Origin of the sequence: Muricoccus nepalensis, from assembly GCF_006438825.1 — a bacterium.
GTDB classification, from domain to species: domain Bacteria; phylum Pseudomonadota; class Alphaproteobacteria; order Acetobacterales; family Acetobacteraceae; genus Roseomonas; species Roseomonas nepalensis.
On sequence record NZ_RCZP01000025.1, the window covers coordinates 64982 to 79449 of the forward strand.

The following is a 14468-nucleotide window of genomic DNA, read 5'->3' on the forward strand; positions in this document are numbered from 1 at the left end:
CCGCGCGGCGGGGGAGGAAGAGAGATGGGTCCGGATTTCCGGCGCGACGACGCCCTGGTGCCCGGGGCGGTGGAGTGGGTGGCGCCGGGGGTGCGGCGGGTGCTCTGCGGCAACCCCGGGCCCTTCACCTACCGCGGGACCAACACCTACCTCGTCGGGCGGGGGGAGGTGGCGGTGCTGGACCCGGGGCCGGCCGACGCAGCGCACCGGGACGCGATCCTGCGGGCGGCGGAGGGGGAGCGGATCACGCGCGTCCTCGTCTCGCACACGCACCGGGACCACTCGCCGGGCGTCGCGGCGCTGGTGGCGGCGACGGGGGCGGAGACGCTCGGCTTCGGGCCGCACGCCACCCCGCCGGGCGAGGGGGGGGAGGGCGGCGACCATTCCTTCGATCCGGACCGGCGGCTGGCGGACGGGGAGGCGGTGGAGGGGGATGGCTGGCGGCTCGTCGCGCTGCACACGCCCGGCCACTGCGCGAACCATCTCTGCTTCGCGCTGGAGGCGGAGGAGGCGTTGGCGCCGCCCGGGGTGCTGTTCAGCGCCGACCATGTCATGTCCTGGTCCACCAGCGTGGTCTCGCCGCCGGACGGGGACATGGCGGACTACATGCGCTCGCTGGAGCGGGTGGCGGCGCGGGGCGACCGGCTGCTGCTGCCGGGGCACGGGCCGGCGCACGACGCGCCCGGACCCTTCATCGCGGCGCTAATCGCGCACCGGCGGGAGCGGGAGGCGCGGGTGCTGGAGGCGCTGCGCGCGGCCGGCGGGGCGGTGGGCGCGGCGGCGCTGGTGCCCGCGGTCTACGGGCCCGCGCTGGAGCCGCGCCTGGCGCCGGCGGCGGCGCGGAGCCTGCTGGCGCATCTCGTGAAGCTGGCCGGCGAGGGGCTGGCGCGCGCCGAGGGCGAGGCCTTCCGCGCGGCCTGAGGGCTAGGCGGCGCGCTCCAGCCGGCGCGTGTCGCGGCCCTGGTACCAGATGAGGGGGCGGGTCTCGCGCTCCGCCTCCGGCAGGGCCATGAGGTCGCGGAACTCGCCGAGGACCTTGGCGGTGATGGGGGCGAGCTCGTGCGGCGGGGTCTCGTCCACGGGGTAGTAGGCGAGGTGCTCGAGCTCCCCGGTGCCGCCGAACTCGCCGGTCGCGGCCTCGGCGGGGGCCATGAGGAAGCGGGCGTTGAAGCGGACGGGGCTCATGGCCGGGGTGAGGGCGCGGCAGAGGTAGCGCAGGGGGGCGAGCTCCGCGTGCAGGCGCCCGGCCTCCAAGCGGCCGAGGAGGAGGCCGGTCTCCTCGTGCAGCTCGCGCACGGCCGCGATGGCGATCGCGCGGGCCAGGCGCGGGGCGGCGCGGAGCTCGAGCGAGCGGCGGGTGTCGGGGTGGAGCTCCGAGGCAGCGGGGGCGCTGCGGTCCTCGCGGTCGACGCGGCCGCCGGGGAAGACGAGGCGGCTGGGCATGAAGCGGTGCTTCACGCTGCGCACCCCCATCAGCACCTCGAGGCCCCGGGGCCCCTGGCGCCAGAGGAGGAGGGTGGCGGCGTCGCGGGGGCGGACGGTCTTCTCGGGGCGGGCCTCGCCCGCGGCGGTGAAGTCGGTGGGGCGCATGGGCTGGGTCACGGGGCGTCCTCTCCGACGGGGCGGTGGCGGTTCTAGGGCGGGTTCCCCGGTGGGGGAAGGCGGGCGGCCCGGCCAATCGCGAACGGATCGCAAGTGATTGTTTTCGGGCGCCGCGCAGGCGGGTCCGCCTTGACAGGGCGGGGGCGGAGACGCATTTCCAGGTCATACCGGACCGCTGGGGTCGGGTATCCATTCACCGGCCGGGGTTGCCCACCGTGTTGCGTCTTTCAAAACTGGCGGACTACGCCGTCGTCCTTCTCGCCCGGCTCGGGCAGGAGGACGGGCTGCACACCGCGCCGGCGCTCTCCGCGGCCACCGGCATCGCCGAGCCGACGGTCGCCAAGGTGCTCCGCATCCTCTCCCAGGCCTGCCTGGTGGAGGCGCAGCGGGGCGCGCGGGGCGGCCACCGCCTAGCGCGGCCAATCTCGGCCATCCCGCTGGCCGACGTCATCGTCGCCATGGACGGGCCGATCGCGCTGACGGCCTGCGTGGACGGCGCGACGGGCGGCTGCGAGGCGGAAGGGCACTGCCCCGTCCGCGGCCGCTGGGATCCCGTGAACGAGGCGGTGCGCGCCGCGCTCTCCGCCGTGACCATCGCCGACCTCGCGAGGCCGAGTTGCAGCGAGCTGCATCGCCCCGCCCCTGTTTTCCCCCCCGTTGCGGGAGCGGCGCGTCGCGCCGCCCCTGTGGCCGCCGAGTAAGGGACCGAGAATGCCCGCCGTCGAAGAGACCCTCGATACCGTCCGTGACGCCACGCAGGGCGCCTACAAGTGGGGGTTCGAGACCGACATCGAGATGGAGTTCGCCCCCAAGGGGCTGAACGAAGGCATCGTGCGCTTCATCTCCGCCAAGAAGGGCGAGCCCGAGTGGCTGCTCGACTGGCGGCTCCGCGCCTTCGAGGCCTGGAAGGGGATGGAGGAGCCGCGCTGGCCCTCCGTGACCTACCCGCCGATCGACTACCAGGACGCCTTCTACTACGCTGCGCCGAAGGAGAAGGTGGGGCCGAAGTCGCTCGACGAGGTCGACCCGGAGCTGCTGAAGACCTACGCCAAGCTCGGCATCCCGCTCCGCGAGCAGGCGATCCTGGCGGGCGTGGAGGGCGCGGGCGACGTGCCGGCCGAGGGCGGGCGCATGCCCGTGGCCGTGGACGCGGTGTTTGACAGCGTCTCGGTGGCCACGACCTACCGCGCGCGGCTGGAGAAGGACGGGATCATCTTCTGTCCCATTTCGGAGGCGGTGCATAAGTACCCGGAGCTGGTGCGGAAGTACCTCGGCTCCGTCGTGCCGCACACCGACAACTTCTTCGCCGCACTCAACAGTGCGGTCTTCACCGACGGCAGCTTCGTCTACATCCCCAAGGGCGTACGCTGCCCGATGGAGCTGTCCACCTATTTCCGCATCAACGCCAAGAGCACGGGGCAGTTCGAGCGGACGCTGATCATCGCGGACGAGGGCTCGACGGTCTCCTACCTCGAGGGCTGCACGGCGCCGCAGCGCGACGAGAACCAGCTTCACGCGGCGGTGGTGGAGCTCGTCGCGATGGACGACGCCTCCATCAAGTACAGCACGGTGCAGAACTGGTACCCGGGCGACGAGAACGGGGTGGGCGGCATCTACAACTTCGTCACCAAGCGGGCGGCCTGCCGCGGCAAGCGGAGCAAGGTGTCCTGGACGCAGGTGGAGACGGGCTCGGCCATCACCTGGAAGTACCCCTCCTGCATCCTGCAGGGCGACGAGTCCGTGGGCGAGTTCTACTCGGTGGCGATCACCAACAACCACCAGCAGGCCGACACCGGCACGAAGATGATCCACCTGGGCAAGGGGACGCGCAGCACGATTGTCTCGAAGGGGATCTCGGCCGGCAAGGGGCAGAACACCTATCGCGGCCTCGTGCGGATCAGCCCGAAGGCGACGGGCGCGCGGAACTTCACGCAGTGCGACAGCCTGCTGATCGGCGACCTCTGCGGCGCGCACACGGTTCCCTACATCGAGAACCGCTGCATGTCCGCGAAGACCGAGCACGAGGCGACGACGTCGCGCATCGCGGAGGACCAGCTCTTCTACTGCCGGCAGCGGGGGCTGAGCCAGGAGGACGCGGTGGGCCTCATCGTGAACGGCTTCTGCCGCGAGGTCCTCAAGGAGCTGCCCATGGAATTCGCGGTCGAGGCGCAGAAGCTGCTTCAGATCAGCCTGGAAGGGAGCGTCGGCTAGTGCTTCGCATCGAGAACCTCACCGCCGAGATCGACGGCAAGGAAATCCTCAAGGGGATCACCCTCGAGGTGCCGGATGGCGAGGTGCACGCCATCATGGGGCCGAACGGCGCGGGCAAGTCGACCCTGTCCTACGCGCTGGCCGGGCGCGAGGGCTATGAGATCACCGGCGGGTCCGTCACCCTTAATGGGCAGGACCTGCTGGAGATGGAGCCGGAGGAGCGGGCGGCCGCCGGGCTGTTCCTCGCCTTCCAGTACCCGGTGGAGCTGCCGGGGGTGGGCAACGCCAACTTCCTCCGCACCGCGCTGAACGCCATTCGCCGCACGCGCGGCGACGCCGAACTCGACGCGATGCAGTTCCTCAAGGTCGCGCGCGCCCGCATGAAGGAGCTGTCCATGCCCGAGGACATGCTCAAGCGCGGCGTGAACGTCGGCTTCTCCGGCGGCGAGAAGAAGCGGAACGAGGTCCTGCAGATGGCCCTGCTGCAGCCGAAGGTGGCCATCATGGACGAGACCGACAGCGGACTCGACATCGACGCGCTGCGCATCGTGGCCGACGGCGTGAACGCGCTGCGAGGCCCCGGCTTCTCGGCCCTGGTGATCACCCATTACCAGCGGCTTCTCAACCACATCGTGCCCGACCGCGTGCACGTGCTGGCCGATGGCCGGATCGTGACCTCCGGCGGGCCGGAGCTGGCGCATCGGCTCGAGGCCGAGGGCTACGCCGGCGTGCTCGACGAGGCAGCATGAACATCGACCCCTCCCAGGGCAACGCGGCGGCCTTCCTGCACCGTTACGACGGGCTGGCGGAGCGGCTGCCGGGTGCCACCATCCCGGCCGTGCGGGCGCTGCGCGACGCGGCGGCCGGCACGCTGCGCGCGGGTGGCCTGCCCAGTCGGCGCGTCGAGGCGTGGCGCTACACCGACCTCGCGCCGATGCTGCGGGCGGAGTTCCGCGAGGCGCTAACGGCGGTGGACGGCGCGGTCGCCATGCCCGTGCCACGGGCGGACCGGCGCGCCGTCTTCGTGGACGGGCGCTTCCGGGCGGACCTGTCCTCGCTCGACGGGCTCGTCGCGGCCTCGCTGGCCGAGGTGATCGAGACGGTGGCGGGGCGGCTGAACACGGTCGCTTCCGCCTCGCAGCCGATGGTCACGCTGAACACGCTGCTGTTCGAGGACGGGCTGGTGCTGGAGGTGCCGGAGGGCGTCGACGCCGGGCGGCTGGAGCTTCTCTCCGTCGCCTCTGGCGAGACGGCGAGCACGGTGCACCCGCGCCACCTCGTGCGGCTCGGCCGCGGGGCGCGGCTGGTGCTGCTGGAGACCGCGCTCTCCACGGCCGGGGCGCGGCACCTGCACAACCCGGTCTTCGAGATCGAGGTGGCGCCGGAAGCGAAGCTCACGCATGTGCGCGTGCAGCGGGAATCGGCGAGCGCCTACCACCTCGCGCATCTCGGCGTGCGCGTCGAGGAGGGCGGGACCTATGACGGCTTCGTCCTCAACGCCGGCGGGCGGATCAGCCGCAGCGAGACGCATCTCGCGCTGCTCGGCCCGCGGGCCGCGGCGCACCTGAACGGGGCGCAGCTCGTGGCCGAGGGGCAGCTCGCGGACATGACGACGGCGCTCGACCACGCGGCGCCGAACTGCGCCTCGCGGCAGACGGTGAAGACGGTGCTGGCGGGGCGCTCGCGCGGCGTTTTCCAGGGCAAGATCCTGGTGCGGCGCGAGGCGCAGAAGACCGACGGATACCAGATGAACCAGGCGCTGCTGCTGTCGGAGGAGGCGGAGATCGACAGCAAGCCGCAGCTCGAGATCTACGCCGACGACGTGAAGTGCAGCCACGGCGCGACGGCCGGGGCACTGGACGCGGACAGCCTGTTCTATCTCCGCGCCCGCGGCATCCCCGCCGATACCGCGCGCTCCATGCTCGTGCGCGCCTTCCTGCAGGAGGCCGTGGAGGTGGTGGAGGACGAGCCCGCCCGCGACGCCCTCGAAGAGGCGGTCTCGGCCTGGTGGGACCAGCACGGGGGGGTGGCGTGATGGACGGCAGCGTGAGGCCGGGGCTCGACGTGCAGCGGGTGCGGCAGGACTTCCCGATCCTGTCCACCAAGGTGCACGGCAAGCCGCTGGTCTTCCTCGATTCCGGCGCCTCCGCGCAGAAGCCGCGCGCGGTGCTCGACGCCATGCTGCGGATGATGGAGACGAGCTACGCGAACGTGCACCGCGGGGCCTACCACCTGAGCGAGGTCTCCACCGCCGCCTACGAGGCGGCGCGGGAGGCGGTGGCGCGGTTCCTCGGCGCGGGCGACGCGCGCGAGGTGATCTTCACCGCCAGCAGCACCATGGCCATCAACCTCGTGGCCCATTCCTACGGGCGCGGCGTGCTCCGGCCGGGGCAGGCGGTGGTGGTCTCCGAGATGGAGCACCACGCGAACTTCGTGCCCTGGCAGATGCTCTCCCAGGCGCACGGCATCGAGCTGCGGATCGCGAACGTGCTCGACAGCGGCGAGCTCGACATGGCGGACCTGGAGGCGAAGCTCGCCGACGGGAAGGTCGGGCTGGTCGCCGTCACGCACATGTCCAACGTGCTGGGCACGGTGACGCCGGTGGCGCGAATCGCGGCGCTGGCCCACGCGCACGGCGCGAAGGTGCTGTTCGACGGCTCGCAGGCGGTGGTCCACCGGCGCGTGGACGTGCGGGCGATGGACGCGGACTTCTACGTCTTCACCGGGCACAAGCTCTACGGCCCCACGGGCATCGGCGTGCTCTGGGGGCGGATGGAGCTGCTCGACGCCATGCCGCCCTTCCTGGGCGGCGGCGACATGATCGCCGAGGTGACGCGGGACGGCTTCAAGCCCGCGCCCGTGCCCGCGAAGTTCGAGGCGGGGACGCCGCCGATCGTGGAGGCCGTCGGGCTGCACGCGGCGATCGACTACGTGTCGGGCATCGGCATGGAGGCGATCGAGGCGCATGAGCGGTCGCTGGTGGACCACGCCATGGCGAAGCTCTCGGTCATCGAGGACCTGACGGTGATCGGGCGCGCGCAGGACCGGGGCGGGGTCTTCTCCTTCGCGCTCGGCAACGCGCACGCGCACGACCTCTCCACGCTGCTCGACCGGGTCGGCATCGCGGTGCGGGCGGGGCGGCACTGCGCGGAGCCGCTGCACGTCCGCATCGGTCACGACAGCACCTGCCGCGCCTCCTTCGGGATGTACACGACCCACGAGGAGGTCGACTTCCTGGCGGAGGCGCTGAACTCCGCGCGGAGGTTCTTCACCTGATGTTCGACGACCTGCGCGACCTCTACCAGGAGGTCATCCTCGACCACGGGCGCAAGCCGCGGAACTTCCGCCGGCTCGACGAGCCCGACCTCACCGCGCGCGGCGACAACCCGATGTGCGGCGACCGGATGGAGCTGTTCCTCGGCATGGAGGGCGACCGCATCGCGGACGCCGCCTTCCAGGGCAAGGGCTGCGCCATCTCCATGGCCAGCGCCTCCCTCATGACGGAGACGGTGCGCGGCAAGACGCCGGAGGAGGCGCGCGACATGGCCGCGCGTTTCCGCGAGATGGCGATGACCGGCGCCTGCCCGGACTGCGGCGGCGCGCTGGAGGACGAGATGGACCGGTTGCAGGCGCTGTCCGGCGTCCACGAGTTCCCCAGCCGCGTGAAGTGCGCGACGCTGGCCTGGCACACCCTCAACACCGCCCTTTCCGGCGGGAAGGAGGCTTCGAGTGAGTGAACCCTTGTCCCACGCCGGCACGCACGAGGCTTGGTCGCCGGACGGGCCCATCCCGCCCACGCGGGTGAGCGAGGTCGCGGTGCTGGACGCGGTGAAGACCGTCTACGATCCTGAGATCCCCATCGACATCTACGAACTCGGCCTCGTCTACGCCGTGGAGATCGCCGACGACGGCGCGGTGAAGATCGACATGACGCTCACCACCCCCTCCTGCCCCTCGGCGCAGGAGTTGCCGGGGATGGTGGAGGACGCCGTGCGCACCGTGCCGAACGTGTCCTCGGTGAAGGTCGAGATCGTCTGGGATCCGCCCTGGGACCCGTCCCGGATGAGCGAGGATGCCAGGCTCGCGTTGAACATGTACTGAAGGAGGGCAGGAGATGAGCACGACGACCACCGACGCCCCGAGGCCGCGCCGCGCGCTGCCCCCGCTGATGTCGCTCTCGGACACGGCGGCGGAGCGGTTGCGCGCGCTCTATGCGAAGGGGCAGGGCGGGAAGTTGCTGCGCGTGGCCGTGTCCACGAAGGGCTGCTCCGGCATGTCCTACGAGATCGACTGGGTGGACGCGGCGGGGCCGGGCGACGAGGTCGTGACGGACAAGGGCGTCACGGTGCTCGTGGATCGCAAGGCGACGCTCTTCCTGATCGGCACGGTGATGGACTACGAGAGGAAGGCCATGTCGGCCGGCTTCACCTTCACCAACCCGAACGAGAAGGGCCGCTGCGGCTGCGGCGAGAGCTTCCACGTCTAGCCGGGGGGCGCGCGCGTCGCCGGTGCGGCGCGCGCGCCGCTAGTCGAGGAAGATCCGGACGAACATCAGGACGATCGCGAAGAGCACGATCATGCGCCCGGGGCCGTCGATGAAGGCGGCGACGCGGCGCAGCGTGGCCGCGTCGAGGCGGGGCGGGCTGCGCCGGCGCGGCGTGGCGGGCACGGGGTGGAGGGTTGCCGACACCGTTCGGAACTCCTGCGGCCTTGTTGCGGCGTGTCGATGAGACGGCACGGGCGAAGCTCGCGCCGATCGTAGGAGGCCCGGTCCGGCCCGGCGCGTCGCCATGGGCTCAGGCGGCGAGGGCGGGGCGGAGGAGGGCGCGAAGCGCCTCGGGGCCGCGGCGGTGGCAGAAGTCGCCGAAGGCCTCGCCGGGCGCGCGGCCGGCCGCGAAGTCGGCCAGCAGCGGCTCGAGCGTCTCGCCGATGCGGTCGGTCGCGACCTTGTCGGCCAGCGGGAAGGAGAGGCGCGTGCCCTCGAAGTCGCCGCCCACGAAGAGCGCGTAGACGCCCGGCGAGCGGCCGACCACGCCGATGTCGCCGGCGTAGGGGCGGGCGCAGCCGTTGGGGCAGCCCGTCAGGCGGAGGGAGAGGCGTTCCCCGAGCAGGCCGTGGCGGGCGAGTGAGGCCTGCACCTGCGCGACGATCGGGGCGTGCACGCGCTCGCCCTCCGTCAGGGCCTGGCCGCAGGTCGGCAGCGCCGTGCAGGAGAGCGACCAGCGCGCGAGCGGCGAGAGGTCCTCGGCGAGGACGACGCCGTGGCCGCGCAGCAGCGCCTCCAGCGGCTCGCGGTCCTCGGGGCGCAGGTTGGAGAGGATGAGGTCCTGCTGCGGCGTCGCGATGGGGTCGGCGCCGGAGCGCGCAACGGCCTCGCGCAGCGCGGTGCGGAGCGCCGTGCCGGGCCGGTCGGCGATGCGGCCGGAGGGAATGGGAAGGCCGAGCCAGAGGCGGCCGTCGCCCTGCTCGTGCCAGCCGAGCAGTTCCGGCACCGCGAGGCGGGGCAGGGGCGGGGCGGGCGGCAGGTCGCGGCCGAGGTCCTCGGCGAGGCGGGCGCGCACCCAGTCCAGGCCGCGCTCGGCGACGACGTATTTCAGCCGCGCGTGCTTGCGGTCCGAGCGGTCGCCGTGGTCGCGGAAGAGGCGGAGCACGGCGCGCGCCATGCTTTCCACCTCGTCGGGGCCGATGACGGTGACGGGGTCGGCCAGGCGCGGGTAGGTGGCGGGCTTGTTGTGGGTCATGCCCATGCCGCCGCCGATGGTGACGATCCAGCCCGTGACCTCGCCCGCCGCGTCCGTGAGGGCGAGGAAGCCGAGGTCATTGGAGAGGATGTCCGGCGTGTTGTCGGCGGCGTGGGCGAGCGACACCTTGAACTTGCGGGGCAGGTAGGCGGGGCCGTAGAGCGGCTCCTCCTCCGCCGCTCCCACGGGCTCGGCCCCGAGGAAGATCTCGTGGTGCGCTCGGGTGCGGGGCAGGAGGGCGGCGGAGAGGTTGAAGGCCTCCCGCTCCAGCCGCGCGTGCAGCGCGTCACGGCGCGGCGCGGGGGAGGTCGTGACGTTGCGGGCGACGTCCCCGCAGGCCGCCATGGTGGTCAGCAGCATGCCCTCGATGGCCGCGATGCAGTGGCGCAGCTTCCCGCGGCGCACGGTGTGGAACTGCATCCCCTGCCGCGTGGTCAGGCGCATCGTGCCGTCGGCGTCCTCGTCGGCGAGCGCGTCGAGGGCGAGCCACTGGGCCGCGGTCAGGCGGCCGGCGGGCGCGCGCACGCGCACCATGAATTGCCAGTCCTTGTCCTGGCCCGACTGCTTGCGGGCGGTCGCGGTGTCGCGGTCGAACTGCTCGTAGGTGCCGTGGAACTTGAGGAGGGAGTAAGCCGCCTCGCTCAGCCCGCCGGGCGCGTCGGCGAGGGCGAGCTCCTCCGCGATGGGGCCGCGAAGCCCCGCGCTGGCCTGCTTGATCCCCTCGGCCCCGCTCGGCTTCGCTGTCATCGTGAAATCCCCATTTATCCCGAAGGAAAGCCGTAGAAACCGGTCTTCCACAAGGAAATGGATTTCCCTATTCCGCGGCTTCTTCGACCGATTTCATCCCCTCCCTTCGGGGCCGCGGCGGGGTAAACCTCGCGCCCATCATGCGTCATTTCCCGGCCTTCCTTGACCTGCACGGCCGCGCGGCCCTCGTCCTCGGCGAGGGGGAGGCCGCGGAGATCAAGGCGGGGCTGCTGGCGCGGGCGGGGGCGGTGCTGCACCGGGCCGCGCGCTTCGGGGGCGAGCTGCCGGAGGGCTGCGCGGTCGCGATCGGCGCCGGCGCGCCGGAGGGGGAGCTGCAGGCCCTCTCGGCGCTGTGCCGGGCGCGCGGGGTGCCCGTGAACATCGTGGACCGGCCGGCGCTCTGCTCCTTCGTCATGCCCGCGATCGTGGACCGGGCGCCGATCACCATTGGCATCTCCACGGGCGGGGCTGCGCCGGTGCTGGCGCGGCTCGTGCGGGCGCGGATCGAGGCGGTGCTGCCGCCGGCGCTGGGGCGCCTCGCCGCGCTGGCGGACCGCTTCAAGGGCGCCGTGCGCGCGGCGCTGCCCGATGTTGCGGCGCGGCGGCGCTTCCTCGACGCCGTGCTGGGCGGCCCGGTGGCGGATTTGGCGGTCGCGGGGCGCGAGGCGGAGGCGGAGCGCGGCTTCGCCGCGGCGCTGGCGGGCGCGGAGGCGCGGCCGGCGGGGGTGGTGCACCTCGTCGGCGCCGGGCCCGGCGCCGCGGACCTGCTGACGCTGCGGGCGCTGCGCCTCCTCGGTGAGGCCGACGTGGTCGTGCACGACCGGCTGGTGGGGGAGGGCGTGCTGGACCTCGCGCGGCGCGACGCGGAGCGGATCTACGTCGGCAAGAGCCGCGCGAACCACTGCCTGCCGCAGGAGGGGATCAACGACCTGCTCGTCCGCCTCGCGCGGGAGGGCAAGCGGGTGGTGCGGCTGAAGGGGGGCGACCCCTTCGTCTTCGGGCGTGGCGGCGAGGAGATGGCGGCCTGCCGCGCGGCGGGCGTCGCCTGCGAGGTCGTGCCCGGCGTGACGGCGGCGCTCGCCTGCGGGGCGGCGACGGGCATCCCGCTGACGCACCGCGACCACGCGCGGGCGGTGACCTTCGCGACGGGCCACACGCGGGAGGGCCGGCTGGACCTCGATTTCGCGGCCCTCGCCCGGCCGCGGCAGACGCTGGCGATCTACATGGGCGTCTCCACCCTGCCCGCGCTGCGCGACGGGCTGCTGGCGGCGGGGATGGCGCCCGCGACGCCCGCGGCGCTGGTGGAATCGGGCGGGCTGGAGGCCCAGCGCGTGCTGCGCGGCACGCTCGACGAGCTCGTGCGCGCGGCGCCGGCCTGGCACGCGGGCGGGCCGGTGATGATCCTCGTCGGCAGCGTCACGGCGGGCGCGGAGGCCGCGGGGGAGGTCGCCGCGGCCCGGGTGCCGGCCCCGGGTGCCGCGTGCTAACCGGGTTCGCCCGCCGTTTGCCGAGCCCTTCCACGTTCCAGTCGGAGGCACCGGCCGATGCGGCGTGACCACGGCGGCGCGGACCCCGACGAAGCCGGGCCGGAGCACCCCTTCGCGCCCTTCGTCCGCACCCTCGGCCGCGGCCCCGGCCGGTCGCGGGCGCTGACGCGGGAGGAGGCGCGGGAGGCGCTGGGCATGATCCTCTCGGGCGCGGCGGAGCCCGTGCAGGTCGGCGCCTTCCTCATGCTGCTGCGCTACCGCGGGGAGGACCCGGAGGAGCTGACGGGGCTGGTCGAGGCCGCGCGGGCCGCGGTCGGCGCCGGGCCGGTGCCGGGCGGGGTGGCGCTCGACTGGCCCTCCTACGGCTCGGGCCGCACGCGGGGCGAGCCCTGGTTCCTGCTCGCCGCCCTCGCCCTGGCGCGCGCGGGGCACCGGGTGCTGATGCACGGCTCCAACGCCTTCACGAGCGGCACGCCCGTGCCGCAGGCGCTGCCGCTGCTCGGGCTGCGCGCGGCGGGGAGCCGGGCGGAGGCGCTCGCGCAGGTGGAGGCGGGGAACTTCGCCTACCTGCCGCTGCGGGCCATGAGTCCCGGCCTGGACGGGCTGCTGCAGCTGCGGGCGCAGCTCGGGCTTCGCTCGCCGGTAAATACGGTCGCGCGGCTGATCAACCCGGCGGACGCGCCGGCGGGGGTCGATGGCGTGTTCCACCCGCCCTACATCACGGCGCACCTCGCCGTGGCCGAGCGGATGGCGCGCCCGCGCCTCCTCGTTGTGAAGGGCGGGGGCGGGGAGGCCGAGCGGGGGCCGGCGAAGCCGGTGGCGGCGCACCTGATGACCCCGGCGGGTGTCGAGGTCCTCACCCTGCCCGCGCTCTCAGACACCCGCGCTCCGACGGCCGGCCTGGTGGAGGTCTGGACGGGCCGCGCGCGCGACGGGCACGCGGAGGCGACGGTCCGGGGCACGATCGCGCTCGGCCTTCTCGCGATGGGGGCGGCGGGGCCCGCGGAGGCGGACGAGCGGGCGGCAGCGATCTGGCGGGGGCGCCTCGGCTGAGCCCGGCGGGCGGGCGCGGGAGGGGAGAGAGGCAGCGTTAACGGGTTCTTTTCGGCGGCGCCCCTAGAAGCACGGCATCGCAGGGAAGTGGAACTGCCGCCGTGACCGACACCCTCCTCGCCCGCCGTGCCGAGGCCCCGACGCGCGCCGCCGAGCCCGCCGTGCTGGACCTTCTCGGGCGATGGCTCGAGCTCGGCGAGATCGAGCGCCGCGCCTTCCGGGCGATGACGGAGGAGCTCACCGCGACCGCCGGCCTCATCGAGACGAGCACGGCCGACCTCAGCCACCGCTTCCGCGACCTCGCCGAGGCGGCGGAGGCGCAGTCGGCGCGGGTGCAGCGGATCGCGGGCATTGCGAAGACGATCGATGTCGGGGCCGAGGCCGTGCCGCTGACCGAGGCGACGCGCTTCGTCGAATCGGCGCTCGGCGAGGCAATCGGCGCGCTCGGCGAGGTGTCCGGCCAGGCCGCACGGATGGCGCAGGCGCTCGAGCGCGTGTCGGGCGAGGTGGACGGCGCGGAGCAGTGCGTCAGCCGGATCGAGACGATCAACAAGCAGGCCCGCTTCGTCGCGCTGAACGCGGCGATCGAGGCGCAGCGGGCCGAGGGGGCGGGCGGGACCTTCAAGGTCATCGCGCACGAGCTGAAAGACCTCGCCAAGGAGACCGACGCGACGTCGCGCCTCGTGCGGGAGAGGATCGTGGCGGTCGCCCGCGGCGTGCGCGCGGCCCACGCCGAGCTGCGGGACCTGGCGGGCACGGACCGCTCCGCGCAGGAGGCGATGCGCACGCGGCTGGACGGGGTGCTGCAGGGCATGATCGCGCAGGGCCGGGCGCTCGAGTCGGTGCTCGACGAGGCCGTGGCGTCCTCCGCCGACATCGAGGGGACCGTCTCCCGCCTGATCACCGGCGCGCAGTTCCAGGACCGGGCCAACCAGCACCTGACGCACCTGAAGGAGGCCATCGAGGCGCTCGGCGAGGCCACGGAGTCCCTGCAGGGGGACACGCGCGCGGCCGTGCCGGCGCTGGCGACGGGCACGGGGGTCGACGCCGCCCTCCTGTCGCGGATGCTGGACCGGCAGTCCCTCAGCAGCGTGCGGCAGCGCTTCCTCGCGCGCCTCCTCGACGACGCCTCCGCGGCGCCCGAGGAGAACGACGCTGGCGGCGACATCGAACTTTTTTAGACGAACGGGACGCCGGGGTCCGCCGCGTTAGGAGCCCGGTAAGGCTTCACGGACATGTTAGGTCCGGCCGCGGCGCGCGGCGACCAACCACCCGGATCGGTAACCCGCCATGAACGAAGACGCCCCCCCACCCCCGTCCGCCGGCGAGCCCACTCCGTTCATTCTCCCGTCGTCGTTGGATCTGAACGCGGCGTCGTTGTTGCGGGAGGGGCTGCTCGTGCGTCTGGAGGCGGGGGGGCTGGAGTTGGAGGCGGGGGCGGTCGAGCGGGTGTCGACGCCCGGGCTTCAGGTGCTCGCCGCGGCGGCCGCGAGCGCGCGGGCACGCGGCGCGGCGTTCCGGCTGCGGGGCGTGCCGGCGGCGCTGGCGGACGCGATCCGCGATCTTGACCTCGCCGCCGCCATTCCGACGGAGGGCTGACATGGCCAAGCGCGTGATGACCGTGGAC

The 14468-nt window shown here is 73.5% G+C and carries 16 protein-coding genes; 13 read left to right on the forward strand and 3 right to left on the reverse strand.

Going from position 1 to position 14468, the window contains the following annotated elements; translation table 11 throughout:
• The first annotated feature begins 24 nt into the window (after positions 1-24).
• Positions 25-921 (forward strand): MBL fold metallo-hydrolase, encoded by an 897-nt coding sequence (locus tag EAH89_RS20320; RefSeq protein ID WP_140885535.1) that lies wholly within the window; start codon positions 25-27, stop codon positions 919-921.
• A 3-nt stretch (positions 922-924) separates the two neighbouring features.
• On the opposite strand, the gene EAH89_RS20325 is transcribed toward EAH89_RS20320, so the two are convergent.
• Positions 925-1602, reverse strand: a complete 678-nt coding sequence (locus EAH89_RS20325) for an NUDIX hydrolase (RefSeq protein WP_241667120.1) — start codon at positions 1600-1602, stop codon at positions 925-927.
• 215 nt (positions 1603-1817) lie between these two features.
• On the opposite strand from EAH89_RS20325, the gene EAH89_RS20330 reads away from it, so the two are divergent.
• Genes EAH89_RS20330 through EAH89_RS20365 form a run of 8 tightly spaced genes read left to right on the forward strand, consistent with a single transcriptional unit; the run spans position 1818 to position 8299 of the window.
• Complete coding sequence (locus EAH89_RS20330; RefSeq protein WP_140885536.1) at positions 1818-2303, forward strand: SUF system Fe-S cluster assembly regulator; 486 nt, start codon at positions 1818-1820, stop codon at positions 2301-2303.
• A gap of 10 nt (positions 2304-2313) precedes the next feature.
• Positions 2314-3813: a Fe-S cluster assembly protein SufB gene (sufB, locus tag EAH89_RS20335; protein ID WP_140885537.1), complete on the forward strand. Its 1500-nt coding sequence runs from the start codon at positions 2314-2316 to the stop codon at positions 3811-3813.
• On the forward strand, positions 3813-4562 hold the full coding sequence (gene sufC / locus EAH89_RS20340) for a Fe-S cluster assembly ATPase SufC (protein ID WP_140885538.1): 750 nt from the start codon (positions 3813-3815) through the stop codon (positions 4560-4562). Before sufB ends, sufC begins: the two co-directional genes overlap by 1 nt.
• Entirely contained in the window at positions 4559-5848 is a 1290-nt protein-coding gene (gene sufD, locus EAH89_RS20345; protein ID WP_140885539.1) for a Fe-S cluster assembly protein SufD, read from the forward strand. Before sufC ends, sufD begins: the two co-directional genes overlap by 4 nt.
• Complete coding sequence (locus EAH89_RS20350; protein ID WP_140885540.1) at positions 5848-7089, forward strand: aminotransferase class V-fold PLP-dependent enzyme; 1242 nt, start codon at positions 5848-5850, stop codon at positions 7087-7089. Before sufD ends, EAH89_RS20350 begins: the two co-directional genes overlap by 1 nt.
• A complete protein-coding gene (gene sufU / locus EAH89_RS20355) occupies positions 7089-7550 on the forward strand; it encodes a Fe-S cluster assembly sulfur transfer protein SufU (protein ID WP_140885541.1) in 462 nt (153 codons plus the stop codon). Before EAH89_RS20350 ends, sufU begins: the two co-directional genes overlap by 1 nt.
• The gene (locus tag EAH89_RS20360) at positions 7543-7914 is read left to right on the forward strand and encodes an SUF system Fe-S cluster assembly protein (RefSeq protein ID WP_140885542.1); all 372 of its coding nucleotides are present in this window, start codon (positions 7543-7545) and stop codon (positions 7912-7914) included. Before sufU ends, EAH89_RS20360 begins: the two co-directional genes overlap by 8 nt.
• Positions 7915-7927: 13 nt before the next feature.
• Positions 7928-8299, forward strand: a complete 372-nt coding sequence (locus tag EAH89_RS20365) for a HesB/IscA family protein (RefSeq protein ID WP_140885543.1) — start codon at positions 7928-7930, stop codon at positions 8297-8299.
• 39 nt (positions 8300-8338) lie between these two features.
• On the opposite strand, the gene EAH89_RS31455 is transcribed toward EAH89_RS20365, so the two are convergent.
• A complete protein-coding gene (locus EAH89_RS31455; RefSeq protein ID WP_161993696.1) occupies positions 8339-8503 on the reverse strand; it encodes a hypothetical protein in 165 nt (54 codons plus the stop codon).
• Between the two features lie 106 nt (positions 8504-8609).
• Positions 8610-10301, reverse strand: a complete 1692-nt coding sequence (locus EAH89_RS20370; RefSeq protein WP_140885544.1) for an NADPH-dependent assimilatory sulfite reductase hemoprotein subunit — start codon at positions 10299-10301, stop codon at positions 8610-8612.
• A gap of 140 nt (positions 10302-10441) precedes the next feature.
• Here EAH89_RS20370 and cysG point away from each other — a divergent pair, with 140 nt between their 5' ends.
• The 4 genes from cysG (at position 10442) to EAH89_RS20390 (ending at position 14440) form a co-directional block, all read left to right on the forward strand.
• On the forward strand, positions 10442-11788 hold the full coding sequence (gene cysG, locus EAH89_RS20375) for a siroheme synthase CysG (RefSeq protein ID WP_140885545.1): 1347 nt from the start codon (positions 10442-10444) through the stop codon (positions 11786-11788).
• A gap of 57 nt (positions 11789-11845) precedes the next feature.
• Entirely contained in the window at positions 11846-12841 is a 996-nt protein-coding gene (locus EAH89_RS20380; protein ID WP_140885546.1) for a glycosyl transferase family protein, read from the forward strand.
• 101 nt (positions 12842-12942) lie between these two features.
• Positions 12943-14022 (forward strand): methyl-accepting chemotaxis protein, encoded by a 1080-nt coding sequence (locus tag EAH89_RS20385; protein WP_140885547.1) that lies wholly within the window; start codon positions 12943-12945, stop codon positions 14020-14022.
• Between the two features lie 109 nt (positions 14023-14131).
• Positions 14132-14440 carry an STAS domain-containing protein gene (locus EAH89_RS20390; RefSeq protein ID WP_140885548.1) on the forward strand — a complete coding sequence of 103 codons (309 nt, stop codon included), beginning with the start codon at positions 14132-14134 and terminating at the stop codon, positions 14438-14440.
• Positions 14441-14468 lie beyond the last annotated feature (28 nt).

Excerpts from the sequence above, each read along its gene's own strand:
- EAH89_RS20320 (WP_140885535.1), top strand. The coding sequence starts at position 25 with ATGGGTCCGGATTTCCGGCGCGACGACGCCCTGGTGCCCGGGGCGGTG.
- sufB (WP_140885537.1), top strand. The coding sequence starts at position 2,314 with ATGCCCGCCGTCGAAGAGACCCTCGATACCGTCCGTGACGCCACGCAG.
- sufD (WP_140885539.1), top strand. The coding sequence starts at position 4,559 with ATGAACATCGACCCCTCCCAGGGCAACGCGGCGGCCTTCCTGCACCGT.
- EAH89_RS20350 (WP_140885540.1), top strand. The coding sequence starts at position 5,848 with ATGGACGGCAGCGTGAGGCCGGGGCTCGACGTGCAGCGGGTGCGGCAG.
- sufU (WP_140885541.1), top strand. The coding sequence starts at position 7,089 with ATGTTCGACGACCTGCGCGACCTCTACCAGGAGGTCATCCTCGACCAC.
- EAH89_RS20365 (WP_140885543.1), top strand. The coding sequence starts at position 7,928 with ATGAGCACGACGACCACCGACGCCCCGAGGCCGCGCCGCGCGCTGCCC.
- EAH89_RS20370 (WP_140885544.1), bottom strand. The coding sequence starts at position 10,301 with ATGACAGCGAAGCCGAGCGGGGCCGAGGGGATCAAGCAGGCCAGCGCG.
- cysG (WP_140885545.1), top strand. The coding sequence starts at position 10,442 with ATGCGTCATTTCCCGGCCTTCCTTGACCTGCACGGCCGCGCGGCCCTC.
- EAH89_RS20380 (WP_140885546.1), top strand. The coding sequence starts at position 11,846 with ATGCGGCGTGACCACGGCGGCGCGGACCCCGACGAAGCCGGGCCGGAG.
- EAH89_RS20390 (WP_140885548.1), top strand. The coding sequence starts at position 14,132 with ATGAACGAAGACGCCCCCCCACCCCCGTCCGCCGGCGAGCCCACTCCG.